Origin of the sequence: Krasilnikoviella flava, assembly GCF_900167525.1 — a bacterium.
GTDB classification, from domain to species: domain Bacteria; phylum Actinomycetota; class Actinomycetes; order Actinomycetales; family Cellulomonadaceae; genus Isoptericola; species Isoptericola flavus.
In genome coordinates this window covers 520,227-540,901 of sequence record NZ_FUZQ01000002.1, presented here as the reverse complement: position 1 = coordinate 540,901, position 20,675 = coordinate 520,227, and the positions used below count along the sequence as shown (strand labels likewise).

The 20,675-nt window shown below is 73.8% G+C and carries 19 protein-coding genes and 1 tRNA gene; 8 read left to right on the top strand and 12 right to left on the bottom strand.

What is annotated here, in order from left to right; genetic code table 11:
- Positions 1-4 precede the first annotated feature (4 nt).
- Positions 5-868 (bottom strand): ABC transporter substrate-binding protein, encoded by an 864-nt coding sequence (locus B5Y66_RS07110; RefSeq protein ID WP_079572838.1) that lies wholly within the window; start codon positions 866-868, stop codon positions 5-7.
- Between the two features lie 181 nt (positions 869-1,049).
- Between B5Y66_RS07110 and B5Y66_RS07105 the strand changes: the two genes are divergently transcribed.
- The 3 genes from B5Y66_RS07105 to B5Y66_RS07095 are packed head-to-tail and all read left to right on the top strand — an operon-like array spanning position 1,050 to position 3,030.
- Positions 1,050-1,433 (top strand): YciI family protein, encoded by a 384-nt coding sequence (locus tag B5Y66_RS07105; protein WP_079572836.1) that lies wholly within the window; start codon positions 1,050-1,052, stop codon positions 1,431-1,433.
- Entirely contained in the window at positions 1,430-1,780 is a 351-nt protein-coding gene (locus B5Y66_RS07100) for a YciI family protein (protein ID WP_079572834.1), read from the top strand. Before B5Y66_RS07105 ends, B5Y66_RS07100 begins: the two co-directional genes overlap by 4 nt.
- A 14-nt stretch (positions 1,781-1,794) precedes the next feature.
- The gene (locus tag B5Y66_RS07095; RefSeq protein ID WP_245806968.1) at positions 1,795-3,030 is read left to right on the top strand and encodes an RNA polymerase sigma factor; all 1,236 of its coding nucleotides are present in this window, start codon (positions 1,795-1,797) and stop codon (positions 3,028-3,030) included.
- A gap of 16 nt (positions 3,031-3,046) precedes the next feature.
- Here B5Y66_RS07095 and B5Y66_RS07090 read toward each other — a convergent pair whose 3' ends face one another.
- From B5Y66_RS07090 to B5Y66_RS07060, 7 genes are all read right to left on the bottom strand, one after another.
- Positions 3,047-3,538: a dsRBD fold-containing protein gene (locus B5Y66_RS07090; protein ID WP_079572832.1), complete on the bottom strand. Its 492-nt coding sequence runs from the start codon at positions 3,536-3,538 to the stop codon at positions 3,047-3,049.
- A gap of 88 nt (positions 3,539-3,626) precedes the next feature.
- Entirely contained in the window at positions 3,627-3,896 is a 270-nt protein-coding gene (locus B5Y66_RS07085) for a DUF7218 family protein (RefSeq protein WP_079572830.1), read from the bottom strand.
- Between the two features lie 69 nt (positions 3,897-3,965).
- Positions 3,966-5,222: an MFS transporter gene (locus B5Y66_RS07080; protein WP_079572828.1), complete on the bottom strand. Its 1,257-nt coding sequence runs from the start codon at positions 5,220-5,222 to the stop codon at positions 3,966-3,968.
- The gene (locus B5Y66_RS07075; protein ID WP_079572826.1) at positions 5,219-5,809 is read right to left on the bottom strand and encodes a winged helix-turn-helix domain-containing protein; all 591 of its coding nucleotides are present in this window, start codon (positions 5,807-5,809) and stop codon (positions 5,219-5,221) included. The genes B5Y66_RS07080 and B5Y66_RS07075 overlap by 4 nt, the downstream gene beginning before the upstream one ends.
- A 173-nt stretch (positions 5,810-5,982) precedes the next feature.
- Positions 5,983-6,059 (bottom strand) — tRNA-Met (locus B5Y66_RS07070).
- A 202-nt stretch (positions 6,060-6,261) separates the two neighbouring features.
- Entirely contained in the window at positions 6,262-9,333 is a 3,072-nt protein-coding gene (locus B5Y66_RS07065) for a UPF0182 family membrane protein (RefSeq protein WP_079572824.1), read from the bottom strand.
- A 118-nt stretch (positions 9,334-9,451) separates the two neighbouring features.
- A complete protein-coding gene (locus B5Y66_RS07060; RefSeq protein WP_245806967.1) occupies positions 9,452-10,621 on the bottom strand; it encodes a YlbL family protein in 1,170 nt (389 codons plus the stop codon).
- Between the two features lie 272 nt (positions 10,622-10,893).
- Between B5Y66_RS07060 and B5Y66_RS07055 the strand changes: the two genes are divergently transcribed.
- Positions 10,894-12,381 carry a zinc-dependent metalloprotease gene (locus B5Y66_RS07055; protein ID WP_079572820.1) on the top strand — a complete coding sequence of 496 codons (1,488 nt, stop codon included), beginning with the start codon at positions 10,894-10,896 and terminating at the stop codon, positions 12,379-12,381.
- A gap of 20 nt (positions 12,382-12,401) precedes the next feature.
- Here B5Y66_RS07055 and B5Y66_RS07050 read toward each other — a convergent pair whose 3' ends face one another.
- Positions 12,402-12,935, bottom strand: a complete 534-nt coding sequence (locus B5Y66_RS07050) for a M48 metallopeptidase family protein (RefSeq protein ID WP_079573290.1) — start codon at positions 12,933-12,935, stop codon at positions 12,402-12,404.
- Between the two features lie 143 nt (positions 12,936-13,078).
- On the opposite strand from B5Y66_RS07050, the gene B5Y66_RS07045 reads away from it, so the two are divergent.
- The gene (locus tag B5Y66_RS07045; RefSeq protein ID WP_079572818.1) at positions 13,079-14,164 is read left to right on the top strand and encodes a ThiF family adenylyltransferase; all 1,086 of its coding nucleotides are present in this window, start codon (positions 13,079-13,081) and stop codon (positions 14,162-14,164) included.
- Between the two features lie 139 nt (positions 14,165-14,303).
- On the opposite strand, the gene B5Y66_RS07040 is transcribed toward B5Y66_RS07045, so the two are convergent.
- Together B5Y66_RS07040 and B5Y66_RS07030 are read right to left on the bottom strand one after the other, a co-directional pair.
- Positions 14,304-14,675, bottom strand: a complete 372-nt coding sequence (locus tag B5Y66_RS07040) for a WhiB family transcriptional regulator (RefSeq protein WP_281251989.1) — start codon at positions 14,673-14,675, stop codon at positions 14,304-14,306.
- 519 nt (positions 14,676-15,194) lie between these two features.
- Complete coding sequence (locus B5Y66_RS07030; protein WP_079572814.1) at positions 15,195-17,231, bottom strand: ATP-dependent DNA helicase UvrD2; 2,037 nt, start codon at positions 17,229-17,231, stop codon at positions 15,195-15,197.
- A 59-nt stretch (positions 17,232-17,290) separates the two neighbouring features.
- Between B5Y66_RS07030 and B5Y66_RS07025 the strand changes: the two genes are divergently transcribed.
- Positions 17,291-17,560: a mycoredoxin gene (locus tag B5Y66_RS07025; RefSeq protein ID WP_079572812.1), complete on the top strand. Its 270-nt coding sequence runs from the start codon at positions 17,291-17,293 to the stop codon at positions 17,558-17,560.
- 10 nt (positions 17,561-17,570) lie between these two features.
- Here B5Y66_RS07025 and nudC read toward each other — a convergent pair whose 3' ends face one another.
- Positions 17,571-18,572 carry an NAD(+) diphosphatase gene (gene nudC / locus B5Y66_RS07020; RefSeq protein WP_079572810.1) on the bottom strand — a complete coding sequence of 334 codons (1,002 nt, stop codon included), beginning with the start codon at positions 18,570-18,572 and terminating at the stop codon, positions 17,571-17,573.
- 108 nt (positions 18,573-18,680) lie between these two features.
- Between nudC and B5Y66_RS07015 the strand changes: the two genes are divergently transcribed.
- Both B5Y66_RS07015 and B5Y66_RS07010 read left to right on the top strand, forming a co-directional pair.
- Entirely contained in the window at positions 18,681-19,604 is a 924-nt protein-coding gene (locus B5Y66_RS07015) for a macrolide 2'-phosphotransferase (protein ID WP_079572809.1), read from the top strand.
- Between the two features lie 186 nt (positions 19,605-19,790).
- The gene (locus B5Y66_RS07010; RefSeq protein ID WP_079572808.1) at positions 19,791-20,648 is read left to right on the top strand and encodes a formate/nitrite transporter family protein; all 858 of its coding nucleotides are present in this window, start codon (positions 19,791-19,793) and stop codon (positions 20,646-20,648) included.
- The last annotated feature ends 27 nt before the right edge of the window (positions 20,649-20,675 follow it).

The following is a 20,675-nucleotide window of genomic DNA, read 5'->3' as shown; positions in this document are numbered from 1 at the left end:
CGCGTCAGGAGAGCTCGGGGACGTCGTCGGACTTGAGCCAGGTGGTGCGCAGCTCGTCGAGGGTGCCGTTCGCCTCGAGCGTGTCGACGGCGGCGGAGACGCACGCCGTGAGCGACGAGCCCTTGTCGAGCACGAGGCCGAGCTGCTCGGGCTCGCCCACCGGCGGCAGCGTGCCGACGACGTGCGTGTCCGGGAAGTAGACGGTGGACGCCGCGACGCCCTGGTCGACGTCCATCACCATCGCGTCGATGGTGCCCGAGCTCAGCGCCGTCATCCCGTCGCCCGCCGCGTTGAACGGCGTGACCTCCACGTCGTCGCCCCACGCGGCGTCGGCGACGGCGAGCGACGTCTGCGACGCGGTGACGCCGATCTTCGCGCCCTTGAGGTCGGCGAGGCTCGCGGCGTCCGCGAACTCGCCCTCGTCGGCCACGATGACGCCCTGGCGGCTGGTCAGGTACGGGCTCGAGAAGTCGACGGCGCCCTTGCGCTCGTCGGTGATCGTCGTCTGGTAGGCCGCGACGTCGAACGGCTTCACGGCCGGGCTGATGATCTGCTCGAAGGTGACCGAGGTCCACTCGACGTCGTCCTTCGCGAAGCCCAGCTCGTCGGCGACGGCGTACACGAGCGCGGACTCGAAGCCCTCCCCGCTGCTCGGCTCGCCCACGTACCAGGGCTCGAACGGGTCGCTCGCGCCCACGGTGAGGGTGCCCTCGGTGAGGGTCTGCAGCCCATCGGGCGTGCAGTCGGTGGCGCTGCCGGAGGCCGCGGGCGTGCCCTCGCCACCGTCGTCCGACGATGAGCACCCGGCGAACGCGAGCGTGGCGGCCGAGGCGAGAGCGACCGCGAGGACGGGACGGGAAGTGCGCACGGGTGGAGCCTTTCCGACGAAGGAGGGACGCGGCGGGTCGCGCCGTCGACGAGCCTATGCCGCCCACGGGTCCTGGCAGCATGGCGGTCGTCACAGGGGAACCTCGGCCCGGTTGTCGATCTTCCCCGGGCTCGCGCGTCATCCAGGTGGACGACCCGCCACGAGGAAGGACGATGGGACCATGACCACGTACGTCGTACTGCTGCCAGGCGTCGAGGACGCCTGGGAACGCGCGAGCGCCGAGGAACGCGCCGCGGTCTACGCGCGGCACGAGGAGTTCGCCCGGATGCTCGCCGAGCGCGGGCACCGCGTCACGGGAGGCGCCGAGCTCACCCACTCCCGCACCACCAAGCAGGTGAGCCGCGACGCCGCGGGCCGTGTCGTCGTCACCGACGGCCCGTTCGCCGAGACGGCGGAGCAGCTCTCCGGGTTCTACCTGGTCGAGTCCGACGACCTCGACGACCTGCTCCAGGTGAGCGCCGTCCTCGCCGGCTCGTCCGACGGCGGGGCCGACGGCGTCGTCGAGGTCCGCGCCGTCGTCGACCACCCCGGGGGCACGGCATGAGGATCATGGTGCTGCTCACCGAGCCCGACCACTACGACGTCTGGGAGGCCGCCGACGCCCAGGAGCGCGGCCGCTTCTTCGACCGCCTGGAGGCCTTCGGCAACGCCGTCGCGGAACGCGGCGCGATCGTGGCGGGCGAGGGCCTCGACCATCACGGCCGGGCCCGCACGCTGGGTCCGCGGACGGATGACGGCCGGGCCGTCACCGACGGGCCGTACGCCGAGGCCGCCGAGCAGCTCGGCGGCTTCTATCTCGTCGACCTGCCCGACCTGGACACGGCCGTGGAGCTCGCGCGCCTGCTGCCCGACAACCTCACGGTCGAGCTGCGGCCCGCGACGGCCGCGTAACGCGGACGGCCTCCGTGACCGCACTCGAGGACCTGATGCGCGACGAGTGGGGCCGGCTGCTGGCCTTGCTCGTCGCGCGGTTCCGGCGGCTCGACCTGGCCGAGGACGGTCTCGCGGACGCGTTCGAGGCGGCGGCGCGCACGTGGCCGCGCGACGGCGTACCGGCGAACGGGCCGGCCTGGCTCCTGACCGCCGCTCGGCGCCGCGTCCTCGACCGGCTCCGCTCCGAGCAGGTGCTCGCACGGTCCATGCCGCTGCTGGAGGTCGAGGCGGACCTCGCGGCCCGGGCACGGCGGGTGATGGCGGACGCCGACGAACCCCTGACCGACGAGCGGCTCCGGCTGGTGCTCCTGTGCGCCCACACCCGGCTGTCGCACGAGGCGGCCGCGGCGCTCACGCTGCGGCTGGTGCTCGGCGTCCCGACGGCCGACGTCGCCCGGCTGTTCCTGCAGTCCACGCCCACGATGGCGGCGCGCCTCACCCGGGCGCGCAAGAAGCTCGCCGGTGAGCGGTTCGCCCTGCCGGACGGCCAGGAGCTCGTCGACCGTCTCCGTGTCGCCGCGGACGTGGCCTACCTCGCGTTCACGGCGGGGTACACGCCCGCCACCGGGGACGACGTCGTGCGGGGCGACCTCGCCGCGGAGGCGGTGCGGCTCGTCCGCGTGGTCCGAGAGGTGCGGCCCTCGGGCGACGGCGACCGCGCCGGTGCCCGTGACGCTCTCGGGCTCGACGCGCTCCTCGCCCTCGTGCTCCTCCAGCACTCGCGACGCGACGCCCGCGTGCACGACGGCGCACTCGTGCTGCTCCCGGACCAGGACCGCTCCCGGTGGCACCAGGACGAGATCGCCGAGGCCCTCGACCTGCTCACACCGCTCGCCACCGCCCCTCCGACGCCCTACCTGCTGCAGGCCCTCGTCGCCGCGGAGCACGCGATCGCCCGCACCGCGGACGCCACCGCCTGGGACCGCATCCTCGCGCGGTACGACGAGCTCCTGACGCTGACCGACACCCCGGTGGTGCGGCTCAACCGCGCTGTCGCCGTCGCGGAGGTGGCCGGGCCTCGCGCCGGGCTCGACGCCCTCGCCGGCGTCGCCCTGCCCGGGCACCGGCTGCCGGCGCTACGGGCCGAGCTGCTGCGCAGGACGGGCGACACGGACGGCGCGCGCCGGGCCTACGACGCGGCGCTGGCCCTGTGCGGCCACGCCGCCGAGCACGACCACCTGCGGCTCAGGCGCGCGGAGCTCGCCTGAGCCCTGCCCGGGGCGGTCAGGGGTGCACGTGCGCCTGGTGCCCCGTCTGCGACGAGATGTCGTGCTCCGCCTGCTCGAGCAGGGCGTCCGCCAACCGGCGCAGCGCGCGCGCCGCCGCGACCTCGTCCCCGATCACCGGGACCTGGAGATCCTCCGGGTCCTTGCGCGCGTGCCCGACGGCACGCAGCGACCCCACGTCCGGCCCGGGCGTCAGCATCGCCTCGGCGGTGGTGCTCCCGGCCGACTCCACGAGCGAGACGCGCACGTCCCAGGTGAGCGCCCGCGCCGGAGACGGCGGCGGCCGCATCCGTTCCGCTTCCCCGCCGTCGTGCTGCACCAGGGTGTCGGCGCCGGGAAAGACGAGCGTCTCCTCCCCGGTGTCCGACCAGCGCACCTGGTACGGCGGCGAGCCGTCGTCGTGCGGGCAGCCGACCACGACCCCGTCGCGCACCGCCCCGCCGACCACTCCGGACGCCACCACGATCCGGTCGCCCACGGTCGCTCTCATCGCAGCCTCCTCGCGTCGTCGGATACCCGCCGTCCCGGCGGTGGCTCCTTCCATCATGCGCCCGGCACGGGCCCCTGGCACGGCGCAATCAGTGCGAGCGCAGCGCCTTGACGAGCTCGGCCTTGCGCATCGACGACCGTCCCTCGATATCGATCTCCGACGCCCGCTTGCGCAGGTCGGCGACCGTCCAGTCGTCGTAGGAGCCGGACTTCCCGCCCTTCTCGCCGACCTTGCTGCGCCCCCGCGCGGCGGCGGCGTTCGCGATCCGCGCGGACTTCTCCTTGCTGTTGCCCTCGTCGCGCAGCTCCTCGTAGAGCTCCTTGTCCTTGACGCTCGGTCCCGCATCTCGTCGCGGCATGGTGTCTCCCTCCCGTGACCGGCTCACGCCCGCGCGCCGGCTTCACGCGGTGCCCACGCTCGAGACATATCACTCACCGCACATGTCGGCACCCGCGGGTCTCGGGTCGTGGTGGTCGACCGCGCCGCCGGTGGACGGCGCGGCGACCGGCGGGCACGACCTGTCGCGGAGGAGCACCAGGCCCGCCAGCGTGACGACGGCGGCGGAGAGCACGAAGAACACCCCGACCCCCCAGGCACCGGCAATCATGCCGACCGCGCCGTAGCCGAGCGGGCTCAGCCCGAGCGTCGCCATCGAGAGCAGGGCGGTGACCCGCCCGAGCAGGGCCGGCGGCGTGGACTGCTGGATCCGTCCGTGGCACAGCACCATCACGGTCCCGGTCATCGCCCCGAGGAGTCCGCTCGCGGCGATCGCCACCCCGACCACCGGGGTAGTGCCGAGCAGCACGAGCAACGGAGCGGTCGGCCAGAGCGCGGCGAGCGTCGCCCGTCGCCCCAGGGGTTGGGTCGGGATCGTCGCAAGCAGGACGCTCACCACGAGGCCTCCGACGCTGAAGGCCGCGAGGACGCCTCCGGCCGACGCGACCGGCCAGCCCCGTTCCTGGGCCAGCAGGACGACGCCGATCGCCACCGGTCCGGAGAACGGCAGCTCGGAGAGAGCCGTGCCCACCACCAGCGGGACGAGACCCTCCTGTCGCAGCCGCGACAGGCGGAGCGGTGGAGCGGGCGCTGCGGCCGCCGGGGCCGGCCCTTCGCCGGGACGGCTGCGGACCGTGAGCAGCAGCACGACCGAGATCGCGAACAGGACGGCGACCGAGGCGAGGGCGGCGGAGATCCCGAGCGCGACCAGCAGCGCGCCCAGCGACGGGCCGACGGCGTTTCCGACGCGCAGCCCGGTGAGCCGCCACGCCTGCAGTCGCGGGAGCGCCTCGATGGGCACGAGGCGCACGGGCATCGCACCCACTGCGGGGATGAAGCACGCGTCCACCACGCCGAAGGCGACGGCGAGCACGGCGAGCCACCACGGCACCAGGCCGTACCAGGACGCGGCGCCTGCCGCGAGCAGGAGCAGGAGGGCGCGGGCCGCGTCCGTGCCGACCGCGATACGACGCGGGTCGACCCGGTCGGCCAGGACCCCACCGAGCAGCATCAGCACGGCCCGCGGTACCGCGCCGAGCGCCAGGACCAGGCCCGAGGTGCGCGGTCCGCCCGCCTCGGCGGCTGCCCAGGTCAGGATGAGGAAGTAGCTGACGTCACCGACGACCGCGACGGTGTACGCCACGACCCAGCGCGCCGCACCGCCCCGCCAGGCGCCGGCACCGCTCATGGCCGTCGGTACAGCTGCACCTGCACGATCGTCGGCGCGGGGCGCCCCTCGGCCTGGCCCTCGACATCCGGGGCCAGCGACCGAGGCCGGTAACGCTCCAGCACAGCGAGCAGCTCCCCGCGGAGCGCGTCGGCCGTGCCGTCGTCGATCCAGAGGCGGTCGTCCAGGAACGCCGCGCGCTCGAGCCACTCGCGCGGTACCGACGGGACGGCGGCGGCGACGCCGCGCAGGTCGTCGGCCAACGCGGCCAGGGTCGCCCGGACATACTCGCGCGTCAGGTCGTCCTCGTGCTCCGCGGGGTCGAACTGCACGGAGTCGGCGACCGCCCGCCACCAGCGCTCGCGCCGGGTTCCGAGCCCCGGCTCCTCCACGATCAACCCGCCCTCGGCCAGTCGGCGCAGGTGGTAGCTCGCCGCACCCGAGTCCAGGCCAAGCTCTCGGCCGAGGGCTCGCGCGGTGCCGGGCCCCATCGTGCGCAGCCGCCGGAGGAGCGCCAGCCGCGTGGGATGGGCGAGCACGCGTAGCTGTGCGGTCCCGGCCTCGGCCTCGCGCATGCCGCGCGATGGAGCTGCGTCGTCGTGTCCCATAGCGGCACGGTAGAGATGCGAAGAGTTCTTCGCAACCAGTGCGGACGATTCTTCGCACCCCACGGCGGACCATCGGCGCCGGGCCCTACGGGCGATCGCTGCCCGACCGTGGACATGACGAAGGCCCCGACCGGATCCCGGTCGGGGCCTTCGTGGATGTCGACGACATCCCGTGGTAGCGGGGGCAGGATTTGAACCTGCGACCTCTGGGTTATGAGCCCAGCGAGCTACCGAGCTGCTCCACCCCGCGTCGACTCCCTGAACATTACGGCGTGGTCGGCCACGAGACAAGTCGAAACGGGCAGATGGGACCCAGGTCACACTTCAGACCGTGCTCCGGGCTTCGTGCCGGCCACGGGCCGGGCCGGATCGCGGGCCACGCCGGCCCCGGAGAAACGCCGCGGGGCCGCCGGTCCGTGGACCGACGACCCCGCACGCGCTCCCCCGGACCGTCAGCCGGCGGACTCGATCTCCTTCTCGGCCGACACCGCGTCCTCGATCGCCTTCTGCAGGCGGTCCTGCGCCTCGCCGTAGGCGGAGAAGTCGCCGTCCTTGAGCGCCTGGTCGCTGGCGGTCATCGCGTCGTTCGCCTCCTGGAGGGCGGCGTTCAGACGCGACTGCGCGTCGCCCGACGGCGTCGCGCCGCCGGTCGGCTCCGTCGACGGCTCGGTCGACGGCTCGGTCGACGGCTCCGTGCTGGGCTCCGTGGACGGCTCCGTCGCGCCGTCCTCGCCCTCGACGGGCGCGGTGGGCACGTCGGTCTCGACCTCGCCACCGGCGTCGCCGGCCGTCGCGCCGGAGTCTCCGCCGAAGACCTGGTCCAGGGCCTCGTCGAGCGTCTCCGCGTACCCGGTCTGGTCGCCGAACGCGACCAGCACACGGCGCAGCAGCGGGTACGCCGTACCCCCGGCGGACTGGATGTACACCGGCTGCACGTAGAGCAGGCCACCGCCCACGGGGAGGGTCAGCTGGTTGCCGCGCACGACGTTCGACGACCCGCGTTCCAGGATGTTGAGCTGCTCCGAGATCGTCGGGTTGGAGTCGAAGTTGTTCTGCACCTGCCCGGGGCCGGGCACGGTCGAGTCGCGCGGGAGCTCCAGCAGCCTCAGCTTGCCGTACCCCTCGGCCACCTCGCCCTCGGAGGACCCGGCGTCACCGTCCGCGGCGAGATATCCGGTGAGGATCTCTCGGTCGGTATTACCGCCCGGGATGAACGTGCTGGTCAGCGAGAACGCCGAGCTGTCCTGTCCCGGCATCTGCAACGACAGGTAGTACGGCGGCTGCTTCGCCTCCGACGTGCTGCCGCTCGCCACCGGGTCAGCCGGGTTCGCCCAGAAGTCCTGGCCGGAGAAGAACTGCCCCGCGTCGTTCACGTGGTACTGCGTCAGCAGCGTGCGCTGCACCTTGAACATGTCCTCGGGGTAGCGCACGTGGCTCATGAGGTCGCCGGAGATCTCCGACAGGGGCTGCACGGACGTCGGGAACACGTCCGACCAGGCCTTGAGGACCGGGTCCTGCGTGTCCCAGGCGTACAGGGTCACCGTGCCGTCGTAGGCGTCGACCGTGGCCTTCACCGAGTTGCGGATGTAGTTGACCTCCGGCGGCATCTCCACCGGCACGCCCTGGGCGGCGAGGGTGAGCGAGTCCGCCGTCGCCTCCTGCATCGGGCGGCTCGTCGAGTACGGATACGCGTCCGACGTCGTGTACCCGTCGACGATCCACTTCACCCGCCCGTCGACCACTGCCGGGTACATGCCCTGGTCGAGGGTCAGCCACGGGGCGACCTTCTGCACGCGGGTCATCGGGTCGCGGTCGTAGAGAATCTGCGAATCCTCCGTCACGCGGTCGGAGAACAGCATCTCCTGCGAGCCGAACTTCAGCGCGTACAGGAGCTTGCTGCCGAAAGCCCCCACCGACGGGCCGGCGGTCACGTCCTGCGTGGGGAACGTGGTGTTGACCTGCTGGCCGCCCTGCTCGTCGTCGGCCTGGTAGTCGAGCTCCCAGGGCTCGGCACTCTCGGGCGCGCCCACGATCGAGTAGTCCGTGGTGGACGGGCTGAAGTAGATGCGCGGCTCGTAGCCCTTGTCGGTGAGCGCGCCCTGCGTCGGGATGCCGCCCTCGTAGAAGGCGGGCTGCCCGTCCGGGCCGGGCTGGTTGCCGTACGCGGCGACCACGCCGTAGCCGTGGGTGAACACCGTGTGGTCGTTCACCCAGTTGCGCTGGCCGTCACCGAGCCCCGCCAGGTTCAGCTCGCGAACGGCGATCACGGTGTCCCGCGACTCGCCGTCGATCTCGTAGCGGTCCACCGCGAGGTTGTCGGCGAAGTTGTAGTACTGCTTGTTCTGCTGCAGCTGGCGGAACGACGGGCTGACGATCTGCGGGTCGAGCAGACGCACCGACGCCGTGGTGTCGGCGTCCTCGCGCAGCGCGCCCTGCTCGGCCTCCGTGGTGGCGTCGTAGGGCTGCGTCTCGATGCCGTCCAGCCCGTACGCCGCGTGCGTGGCGTCGATGTTGCGCTGGATGTAGTCCGCCTCGAGCTCCTGGGCGTTGGGGTTCACCTGGAAGCGCTGCACGACAGCCGGGTAGATGCCGCCGATCGCGATCGCCGAGACGACCATCAGGCCGACGCCGATCGCCGGCAGCCGCCACGTCCCCCGGACGGCCGCCACGACGAACAGCAGCGCCACCAGCACCGCGACACCCGTGAGGATCTCCTTGGACGGGATGACGGCGTGCACGTCCGAGTAGGAGGCGCCGTTGTAGCGGGCCGCGGTGCTGCCGCCGTTCGTCGCCGTCAGCAGCGAGTACCGGTCGAGCCAGTAGTTGGCGCCGATCACCAGCATGAGCACCGCGCCCAGCACGGCGAGGTGCACGCGGGATGCCCGCGTCGTGCGCGGTGTGCCCGCGGGCACCGGCCCGAGCCGGAGCCCGCCGTACAGGTAGTGCGTCACCAGCGCGGCGATGCCCGCGATGATCACGACCGCCATCAGGAAGCTCACGATGAACCGCAGGGCGGGCAGCGAGAAGACGTAGAAACCGAGGTCGATGCCGAACTGCGGGTCCTGCTCGCCGAACGACGCCGGGTTGAGCGCGAGCAGGACGCTGCGCCACTGCGCGGACGCGGCCACGCCGGCGAAGAAGCCGACGACGACCGGCCCGGCGATCGTCACGACGCGCCGCAGCGGTTCGATCGCCTCCCGGTACTGGTCCAGGGTCGCCTGCTCGGGCGTCGACGGCGCGTAGACCGGGCGCACCCGGTACGCGACGGCGAAGGACGAGAACACGGCGCCGGCCATCGCGAGGAAGCCGACGACGAACAAGATGCCGCGCGTGATCCACTCCGTCCAGATCACGTTGCCGAAGCCGAGCGCGTCGAACCACATGATCTCGGTCCAGAACTGCGCGAGGAGCAGCAGCGCGACGACGACCGCGGCGATCACGACCAGCGTGATCGCCAAGGGGCTGCGACGACGCTTGGCGGGCGGGCCGCCTGGTCGTCGACGGGGTGGGGCAGCGAAGGACACGGTGCGGGCACCTCACTCGTGCTCGGGACGGACGGACGTTCTGATGTGGAACGTCCCTGTCATCCCTCAGGTTCCCACGCTTCGCCCCCACGTGGGTGACCGGCCCTTCACGGGCCCGTCACGAGCACGTCGGCAGGTCCGCGCCCTCCCCCGCGCCGATCGCCTCGATCGCGGCGCGGGCGTCGTCGATCGTCGCCACCCGAGCCACGTGCAGCCCGTCCGGGACGTGCCCGACGACCTCGTCGCAGTTGTCCGCCGGGGCCAGGAACCAGTCCGCGCCGTCGTCGACCGCACCGAAGAGCTTCTGCTGGATGCCGCCGATCGGCCCGACCTTGCCGTCCACGCTCATCGTGCCCGTGCCCGCGACGTGCGCCCCGTCCAGCTCGTCCTCGGGCGTCATCTTCGTGATGATCGCCAGCGCGAACATCGTGCCGGCGCTGGGGCCCCCGATGTCCCCCGGGCGGATGGTCACGTCGACCGGGTAGTCGTACACGGGGTCCAGGTAGACGCCCAGTGCGGCGCGGCCGTCGCCCTCCGCCGTCGTCACCGTGAGGTCCTGCGCCTCACCGTCGCGCTCCACGCCGAGCACGACGTCGTCGCCGGGGTCGACGTCGTCGAGTGAGGCGAGCAGGTCCTGGTGCGTCGTGACGGCGTGGCCGTCGATGCTGCGCACCACGTCCCCCGCCTCGACCACGTCCTCGGCGCCGGAACCCGGCGCGACGCCGGCGACCGTCAGCGTGGCGGGCACCTCGTACCCGAGCTCCGTCAGCGCCGCCACGGTCGCGGCCGACTCCGACCCCGCCATCTGGGCCTGGCCGACCTCCTGCTGCTGCTGCCGCGTCGTCTGCTCCGGGAAGATCGCCTCGACCGGCTGCACCGACCGCTCGCGCGAGCCCCAGCCCCACAGGACGTCCCCCAGCAGGACGTCGCCGCCGGGGCCGCCGTAGACCGACACGGTGGTGAGGCGCAGCTCGCCCGTGACGTCGTACGTCTTCGCGCCGTCGATCTCGACGACCGGCAGCGCCGTGGCGCTCTTGCCGCCGCTGGACGTCTCCCCCGCGCCACCCTGCACGTCGGCGCCCTGGAGCCCGAGCGTGTCCTCCGTGGGCCCCGGGGCCCGGATCGCGTACGGGGTGGGGAGCACCAGGAGCACGGCGGCGAGGAGCGCCGTCACCAGCAGTGAGACGCCGAGGGTCACGCTGCGTCGCGACGCGCGCGATGCGAGGTGCGTGTCCTCGTCGGGCGACGACGGGTCGTCGGGCGCGAGGATGTCGCGGTCGAAGGTCACTGCCACATCATCGCCGACGTTCCTGGACGCCGCGCCGGGTCGTGAGCAGGTCATGAGCGTGGTCGTGAGCGACAGTCGTGGGCCCGGCCGCGCGCGAGGTGGCCCAGGCGGGCCAGGGGCTCGGGGAGATCTGCGCCCAGAGCGAACTGGTGGAACCCCACGGCCCGGCCGGGCGTCGTCGATGGTTACGGTGAACCGGTCGGCCCACGGCCGGTGCCGACGTCCGCCGACCATCCGCCGAACACGTTCCGCAGCAGAGGCGAGGAGCCCTCATGAGCAACCTTCCCGACGACCCCGAGGGTGCCGAGGAGCGCGAGCGCATGCTGCGCTCGATGCTGGAGGGCTTTTTCGGCGACCGCACCGACGAGGTCCTCGCCCAGATGCGCGCGCAGGGCATCGACCCCGCCGCGCTGGCCGGCATGCCCGGCGCCGGCACCCCGGACCCGGCGACGATGCAGCACGTCCTGGCCCAGGTGCAGCGCCTGCTGTCGGCGTCGGGCGACGGCCCGGTGAACACCGACGTCGCGCACGACATCGCCCGCCAGGTGGCCGTCGCCGAAGGGGACCCGTCGCTCACGGGCGGCCAGGCGAAGGCCGCGACCGACGCCCTCGGGGTGGCCGAGCTGTGGCTCGACGCCGTGACGGACCTGCCGCCGTCCGGCGGCAGCAAGCACGCGTGGAGCCGCTCGGAGTGGGTCGAGGCCACCCTGCCGGCCTGGCACCGTCTGGTGGCCCCGGTCGCGACGTCGGTCGCCGACGCCCTCGCCACGGTGCTGCGCGACCAGCTTCCCGACGACCTGGGGGACGCCGACGCCCTGGGCATGCCGGGCCTCGCGGGCCTCCCGGCCGGTGCCCTGGGCGGCGGCCTCGACCCCGCCCAGATGATGCGCCGCCTCGGTTCGGCCGTGTTCGGCATGCAGGTGGGGCAGGCGGCGGGCACCCTGTCGCGGGAGGTCTTCGGGGCCACCGACGTCGGCGTCCCGCTGCTGCCCGAGCCCGCCACGGTGCTGCTGCCGACCAACGTCGCCGCCTTCGCCGACGGCCTGGACGCCCCGGTGGAGGAGGTGCGCCACTTCCTCGCGCTGCGCGAGGCCGCCCACGCCCGGCTGTTCACCCACGTGCCGTGGCTCGCCGCGCACCTGCACGGCCTGGTCGAGCAGTACGCGCGCGGGATCACCATCGACATCGACGTGCTCGAGCAGCAGGTGCGCGACATCGACCCCAGCGATCCCGAGGCCCTGCGCGGGGCGCTGACCGGTGGCGTCTTCGGGCTGCAGCACACGCCCGAGCAGGAGGCCACCCTGCTGCGACTCGAGACCGCCCTGGCGCTCGTCGAGGGCTGGGTCACGGAGGTCGCGGCCACCGCGGCGCTCCCCCACCTGCCCCACACCTACCCGCTGCGCGAGATGATCCGCCGCCGCCGCGCGGCCGGCGGGCCTGCGGAGCACACCTTCGCCACGCTCGTCGGGCTCGAGCTCCGCCCGCGCCGCTCCCGCGACGCCACCGCGCTCTTCGCGCACGTCCTCGCCGAGGGTGGGCCGCAGGCGCGCGACGCCGTCTGGGACCACCCGGACCTGCTGCCCGGCACCGCCGACCTCGACGACCCGGCCGGCTACTTCACCCGCCGCCAGGAGCAGGCGGACGAGCAGTCCGACGTCGATGCGGCGCTCGCGCAGATCTTCGACGCCGCGGAGGGCGACGCACCGCAGGGCGACTCCTCGGCCGGAGACTCGTCGAAGGACGACGGCCCACGGGGGTGACGCGGCGCCGCGGCCGGCGGTCAGCCGTCCGCGGCGTCGCCGGGCGCAAGCGAGGCGCCGCCGTCGTCCTGGACGAACGAGACGCCCTCGAGGAAGCCGCGCGCCCGCTCCGTGCGCGGGTAGCCCTCGAGGAGCTGCCAGAATGCGGGGCCGTGGCCGGCGTGCAGCAGGTGCGCCAGCTCGTGCAGCAGCACGTAGTCCAGCACCCACTCGGGCATCCCCTGCACGCGGGTGGAGATCCGGATCGAGCCGTCCGCCAGCGTGCACGATCCCCAGCGCCGACCCTGGTGGGGCGACCACGAGACGCTCGTCGGGTGGGCGCGGCCGTCCAGGTACCGCTCGGACAGCTCCCTGGCCCGCTCCACGAGCTGGGCGTCCGACGGGCGCCGCCGGCGCTCCTTGTCCTCGAGCCGCGCGAGCATCTTCGCCACCCACTCGCGCTCCTGCGCACGGGAGAATCGCGCGGGGATGGCCACGACGGTTCGCTCACCGTCGCGGTACGCGCTCACCGTGGCGGTCCGCCGGCGGCTGCGCCGGACCTCCACCGACGTCATCGTGTCGTGGGCCACGGCACGACGGTACCGGGGAATCGTGAACTTTGTGTGTCAGAACACACGAACCGGGCGTCGGCCGGTCCCGCGCCGAGGCCTGTGGACGACGGCCCGGGCACCCGGGACGCGCGTGCCAGGGTGACCGCATGGCAGACGCCGACAGCCCGGCCGCCGGGACGGGCTCCCTCCTCATACTGCGCCCGGCGACACCCGTGCTCGACCACGGTGACGGCGAGGTCCAGGTCGGCACCGACCCGCGGTGGAGCCTGGTCCTGTCCGGGCTGGCCGACCACGAGGCCCGCTGGCTCCGCGACGTCGGGGCACGGCGGCACCGTTCCCTCGACCGCAGCGCCCGGCACTGGGGGGTGAACCCCGACCGCCGCGAGCAGATCGTGCGCGCGCTGGCCGACGGAGGGTTCCTCGTCCGCCCCGCGGAGGACGGCGGGCCCGACCTTCCCGGCGGCGACACGGGGTGGTCCTCCGACTCCGCCGTGCTGGGCGCGCTGCGCCCCGACGGCGCCGGCGCGGCGACGCTCTCCCGGCGCGGCGCACAGGTCGTCGGGCTGCACGGCCTCGGCCGGATCGGTGCCGCGCTGGCGGGGCTCCTGGCCGACGCCGGCGTCGGCGGCCTCGTGCTCGACGACCGCGACCCGGTCCAGGTGGGTGACCTGGGCCTCGGCGGGTACGGCCCCGATGACGTGGGCCGCCCGCGGGAGCAGGCCACCGCCGAGCGGCTGAGGCACGCGCACCCGCGTCTGCGCGTGGGCAGCGAGCTGGGGGTCGTGGGGCGAGGCCCCACCGGGCTGCCGGACGTCGTCGTGGTGGTGGAGTCGCACGCGGCACGCCCGGAGCGTTACGAGCGGCTGCTGGGTGCGGCCGTGCCGCACCTGCCGGTCGTGGTGCGGGAGGCCGACGTCGTCGTCGGCCCGCTCGTCCTGCCCGGACGGTCCGCCTGTGTGGGGTGCTGCGACCGGCACGCCGCCGACGCGGACCGGGGCTGGCCGTTCGTCGTGGCCGATCTCGCGCGCCGTCCGCTCGCGGACGTGGCCCACGAGACCACGCTCGCCGCGACGAGCGCCGCGCTCGCGGCCGGGCAGGTGCTCGCGCAGCTCGACGGCGCGAGGCCCACGACGGTGGGGCGGCGGCTGGAGGTGGCGCTCCCCGAGGCCGTGCCGCGTGTGCGGGACGTCGCGCCGCACCCGGGCTGCGGCTGCACCCGTCTGCCGGCATGACGACAGGCCCCCGGCGAACCCGAGGAGAGCCGTCCGCACAGGGTGCGGACGCACTCCCCCGGGGTACGCCGGAGGCCTGTCATGGTGTCCTGCTGCTCAGCCTGCGCAGCGCGCCGGGGTTCCCGGGCGCACTGCGCGGTCATGCTGCGACGGTCTCCGACTTCCGGGGCCGGCCGCGACCGCGCTTGCGGGCCACGACCTTGCCGTCGACGAAGACCTCACCACCCCACACGCCCCAGGGCTCCTGCCGATCGAGGGCGCCGGAGAGGCAGCCGGCCTGCAGCGGGCAGCTACGGCACAGCGCCTTGGCCTCCTCGACCTGGGCGGTGTGCTCGGCGAACCAGAGCTCCGGGTCGTTGGTGCGGCACGGCAGCAGGGCCGCGAACTGGCGGTCGAGCTCGGCCACCTCGGCCGGGCTCTGCGTGAGGGGTTGATGCGGGGTCCAGGGGCCGGATCCGCCCTGGGGGATCGTGTCGAGCAGCCGCTCGTCCAACAACTGTGCGAGACGCACGAGTTCCTCCGTCAGGTCCTGGGTGTTGATGTGAACTCGGTGTTCAGGACCTGCGGTGGCCCCCTGGAGTCAGGGGGCCGGCTCGAACGACCTGGTGAGGTCTTCTTCCCTGGGCGGAAAGACGAAGGCCGCGGGTCCCGGTGGGACTCCGCGGCCTGGATCCGGTTCTAGACCGGATGGCTCCAGGGGGCGGAGTCGGGTGCGATGTGGAGATCGGCGTTGCCTGCTCCGTGCTTCCGCGCACGGAACGGGACGACAGCGCTGAGCTCGCCACGGGCAGACGTGTACCCGGGCGCGCCAACAAACGCGTTCGCCACCACGATCTGAGTCATCGTGTCCATCTTCTGCACCCACCTCCTCACTGCTCTCGGACCTCAGCCTCTCGGCAGACGCCACTTCCGTCTGGGACTCTCCGAGCATAGACGGCCCCGCCAGGACCGCCACATCTTTTTCGGATTTTTCTTCGACGAGTTTTTCGGGCCCCGCGTGCGGCCGACTCGAGGGGCCTCGGAGGCGTCCTCAGCCCGCGTGCTCGGCCACGATCGCGAGGATCGTCTGCCCGTACCGGTCGATCTTCGCCGGACCCACCCCGTTCACGCGGGCGAGCTGCGCCACCGACGTGGGCTTGAGCTCCGCGATGGCGGCCAGCGTGGCGTCCCCCATCACCGTGAACGCCGGCTTGTCCGTCTCGCGGGCCACCGACAGCCGCCACTCGCGCAGCGCGTCGAACAGGGCCACGTCGTGCTCCCCCGTGAGCTGCTGCCGGGCCTGCCCTCGTACGGCACGCCCGCGGCCGCGCCGGTCCGCCGGGTCGTCCGGCCAGAGCCCGTCGAGGAACCGGGTGCGCTTGCGGGTGGCCCGCCCGCCGGGGTTGCGGGAACGCGCGAAGGACAGCTCCAGGTGCTCCCGCGCGCGGGTGACCCCCACGTACAGGAGGCGGCGCTCCTCCGCGACCGCCTCGTCCGTCTCCGCCAACGAGATGGGCATGAGGCCCTCGCTCACGCCCGCGAGGAAGACGGCGTCCCACTCGAGGCCCTTGGCCGCGTGCAGGGAGGCCAGCGTGACGCCCTCGACGGTCGGCGCGTGCTGGGCCGACGCGCGCTCCTCCAGCTCCGCGACGAGAGCCGCCATCGTGGCCGGCGCGTCCTCGGGTGCCGCGGCGGCGACGTCGTCGGCGAGCCCCACGAGCGCCTGCATCGCCTCCCAGCGCTCGCGCGCGGCGCCGCGGGCCGCGGGCGGCTGCTCGGTCCACCCCGCGGAGGTCAGCACGTCCCGCACCTGCTCCGGCATCGGCTCGTCCGGGTCGGCCGACCGCGCCGCGCCGCGCAGCAGGACGATGGCGTCGCGCACCTCCTTGCGCTGGAAGAACCGCTCGCCGCCGCGGACGAGGTAGCTGATGCCGGCGTCCGCGAGCGCCGACTCGAACGCGGCGGACTGGGCGTTGGTGCGGTAGAGCACGGCGATCTCGCTGGGCCGCACCCCCGACGCGACGAGCCGGCCGGCCCGGGCGGCGATCCCCGTGGCCTCCGCGTCGTCGTCGTCGTAGGTCGTGAAGCTCGCCGGCGGGCCGGCCGGGCGCTGCGCCACCAGCTCGAGGGCTCCCGGTACCCGACCACGGCGCAGCACCTGGTTCGCCAGGTGCACGACCTGCGGCGTGGAGCGGTAGTCGCGCACGAGCCGCACCACCTGGGCGTCGGAGTACGTCCGCGTGAAGTCGAGCAGGTAGTGCGGGGTCGCGCCGGTGAAGGAGTAGATGGTCTGCGACGGGTCCCCCACGACGCAGAGCTCCTTGCGGTCGCCCAGCCACTGGTCGAGGAGGAACTGCTGCAGCGGCGAGACGTCCTGATACTCGTCGACGACGAAGTGCCGGTACTGCGAGCGCACCTCGTCGGCCACCTGCCGGTGCGAGTGGAGCATGTCCGCGAGCATGAGCAGGACGTCCTCGAAGTCGATGACGCCGCGCTCGGTCTTGACGTCCTCGTACGCCGTGATGAGGCGCGCCACGGTCTGATGGTCGTAGCCCGAGGGTGCGGGGCGGTCGTCGACGAGCGCCGCCTTCACGTAGTCCTCCGCCGTCACGAGCGACACCTTGGCCCACTCCACCTCGGAGGACAGGTCGCGCACGGCGACCCGGTCGACGCTCACCCCGACGCGACGGGCGGCCTCCGCCACGACGGACGCCTTGTGCTCGAGGATCCGGGGCGGGGCACCGCCCACGACGCGCGGCCAGAAGTAGCCGAGCTGGCGCAGCGCCGCCGCGTGGAACGTGCGCGCCTGCACGCCGACCACCCCCAGCTCGCGGAGCCGGGTGCGCATCTCTCCCGCGGCCCGCGCGGTGAAGGTCACCGCGAGCACCGACGTCGGTTTGAAGGTGGCGGTGCGCACGCCGTAGGCGATGCGGTGCGTGATCGCCCGCGTCTTGCCCGTGCCCGCACCGGCCAGCACGCACACCGGCCCGGTCAGCGCGAGCGCCACCTCCCGCTGCTCGGGGTCGAGAGCGTCGAGGATCGCGTCGGGATGAAGCGGGTGGGCCGGGGAGTTGGTGGTGGTCGACATCGTCTGCGATTCTCGCAGCCGTCGCCGACAACCCGCTCCCGTCGTCCCCAGGAGGATCGATGACCGCCGTCACGCCGCAGCTCCCCGAGCCCGGCACGATCACGATGTACTCGACCGCGTGGTGCGGCTACTGCCGCCGGCTGCGCACCCAGCTCGACTCCGTGGGCATCGGGTACACCGTGGTGGACATCGAGGAGCAGCCGCACACGGCGGACTTCGTCGAGCAGGTCAACGGCGGCAACCGCACCGTCCCGACCGTCGTCTTCCCCGACGGGACGGCCGCGACCAACCCGTCCCTGAACGACGTGAAGGCGCGCCTGACCGCCTGAGCGAGCGGCGTCAGCCGGGCAGCTCGCCGCCGTACCACTCCTCGACCAGCGCCCGCGCGATCGACGGGCGCCCGGGGAGCCCGAGCTCCCCCGCCCGCACGCCCGCCGCCAGCTCCTCGCGCGTGAACCAGCGCGCTGCGGTCACCTCGACGCCGTCCACCTCGACGTCGGTCGCGACGGCGCGCGCGCGGAAGCCGAGCATGAGCGACGCGGGGAACGGCCACGGCTGGCTCCCGCGGTACACGACGTCGCCGGGCCCGTCGCCCACCACGACCGACGTCTCCTCCGCCACCTCGCGCCGCACGGCCTGCTCCAGCCCCTCACCCGGCTCGACGTAGCCGGCGAGCGTCGAGAACCGGCCCTCCGGCCAGTGGGCGGCGTGCCCCAGGAGCAGGCGGTCGGCGTCGTCGACCACCGCCATGATCACCGCGGGGTCGGTGCGCGGGTAGATCTCGACGTCCTGCACCGGGCACCGCCGTACCCAGCCCGCCTGCTCGACGACGGTCGGCTCGCCGCACCGCGGGCAGCGCTCGTGCGAGGCGTGCCACGCGGCGAGGGCCACCGCCTCCGCGGCGAGCGCGTCGCCGTGCCGCCCGCCCACCTCCCGCAGGCCCGCCCAGGCGTGCTCGCGCGCCAGCCGCGGGGCAGGCGCCGCCGGGGACACGCCCTCGATCCCCACGGCGTCGGCGTCCGCCTCGTCGGGCAGCACGAGACCGAGCAGGCCCGCCCCGTCCTGCTCACCGAGGAACAGCCACCGGTGCCCGGGCGTGTGCGCGTCGGGGCGGTCGGACCGGTCGGGCTCGGCCGGGAGGCCCTCCGCGGCGGCGGCGTCCAGCAAGAGCAGGTCCCCTGCGGCGTCGACGGCGACGCGACCGCGCAGCACCAGCACGACGCGGGTCGCCGGGTCGGCCAGCAGCCGCGGCAGCAGGCCCGGCTCGGCGCGACGTGCGGCCGCCCGGTCGTGGGTGGCGCGGGTGTAGGACAGGTCAGGGAGCGCGAAGGGGGCCGTCACGCCTCGACCGTACCTGCGGCGACTGGCCCCGGGCTCCCGGCCGTGCGACGGCGGACACGCGCACCGCGGTGCTCCCGGCCGGGCCCCGGCACCGTCTACGGTGGGCGGGTGCCACGCAGTCCGCTCGCTCTCGCCGCCCTCGCGACGGCCGCCGTCCCGGGCCTCGACGCCCGCTCGGTCCGCCCCGAGGAGCTGCCGGGCGACTACGACGTCGCCGTCGTGACGGCCGACGACGGCGTGGACTGGCTGGTGCGCGCGCCCCGCACCACCATGGCCGGAGCGGCGCTCGAGGCGGAGACCGAGCTGCTCGACGCGCTGCACCTGTACGTCGACGCCGGCGTGCTGCCCTTCACCGTGCCGCAGGTGGCCGGCTTCGCGCTGCTGCCCGAGGGCGGGCGCGCCGTCGTGCACCGGCACGTGACGGGCGCGGCGCTCGACCTCGAGGCCCTGCGCCCCGGGCCCGGCCTCGCCGCCGACCTCGGGCGCACCCTCGCGGCCGTGCACGAGCTGCCGGCGTCCGTCGTCGAGTCGTGCGGGCTGCCGTCGTACACCGCGGCCGAGTACCGGGAGCGGCGCCTGGTGGAGCTGGACGAGGCCGCCGCGACCGGCAAGGTGCCGCCCACGCTGCTGCGCCGCTGGGAGGCGGCGCTCGAGGACGTGGCCCTGTGGCGGTTCCAGCCCGTCGTCGTGCACGGTGACCTCGCCACCGAGCAGATGCTCGTCACCGGCGGTCGTGTCACCGCGATCAGCGGATGGTCCGACGCGCGCGTGGCCGACCCGGCCGACGACCTCGCCTGGCTGCTCGTCGCCGCCCCGCCGGACTCCGTGGACTCGATCATGGAGGCCTACCAGCTGCGCCGCACCGAGCTGCACGACGCGCGCCTCGTGGACCGCGCGCTGCTCGTGGGCGAGCTGGCCCTGGCCCGCTGGCTGCTGCACGGCGTCCGCCGCGGCCTGCCCGACGTCGTCGCCGACGCCGAGGCGATGCTCGCCGACCTCGACGAGGCCACGCGCGAGGACGCCCCCGCCTGACCCGTCCGGAGAGCGCCGGGAGGCCTCACCGACCTTCCCGGCGTCCTGCGAGGTGCGCGAAACACGGGGATCACCGCCCCGGCCCGGGTCGAAACACGACCTCAACACCGTGGCGACGTGGCCACAACCTGCGGCGGCGAGACTCGGCGGCACACCAGCGCCGCCACTCCCGCCGAAGGGTCCGACATGTCGTACGTGATGCCGCAGGACTTCGTCTCGCAGATGATCGCCACGGGCGAGAAGAAGCTGTTCATGTCCACCCGGGACACCCTCATCCGCTCGTTCATGGGCGGGGCCATCCTCGCCCTGGCCGCCGCGATGGCCGTGACCATCTCGACGAACACCGGCAACCCGCTGCTCGGGGCCGCGTTCTTCCCGATCGGTTTCATCATGCTGTACCTGATGGGCTTCGACCTGCTCACCGGGGTCTTCACCCTGGTGCCGTTCGCCGTCATCGCCCGCCGCCCCGGAGCCACGTGGGCGGGCATGTGGCGCAACTGGGGCCTGGTGTTCTGCGGCAACTTCGCCGGCGCGTTCACCGTGGCCGTGCTCATGGCGATCACGTTCACCTACGGCTTCTCCACGCCGCCCAACGAGATCGGGCAGGCGCTCGGTGTGATCGGCGAGGGCCGCACCGTCGGGTACGCCGACCACGGCGCCGCCGGCATGCTCACGCTGTTCGTGCGCGGCGTGCTGTGCAACTGGATGGTCTCCACCGGCGTGGTCGCGTTCCTCATGTCGAAGGACACGATCAGCAAGGCCGTCGTGATGTGGATGCCCGTGTTCCTGTTCTTCTACATGGGCTTCGAGCACTCGGTGGTGAACATGTTCCTGTTCCCCTCCGGCCTGCTGCTCGGCGGCGACTTCACCGTCATGGACTACCTGGTGTGGAACGAGCTCCCGACGGTGCTGGGCAACCTCGTCGGCGGCCTGACGTTCGTCGGCCTCCCGCTGTACCTGACCCACTACAAGACCCGGCCGGAGCGCCGTCGTCCCGCGCCGGCGGAGCCCGTCGAGGAGCGCGTGGCCACGCCGGTCGGCTGACCGGCCCTCCCCCAGCCCGCCCCGTCA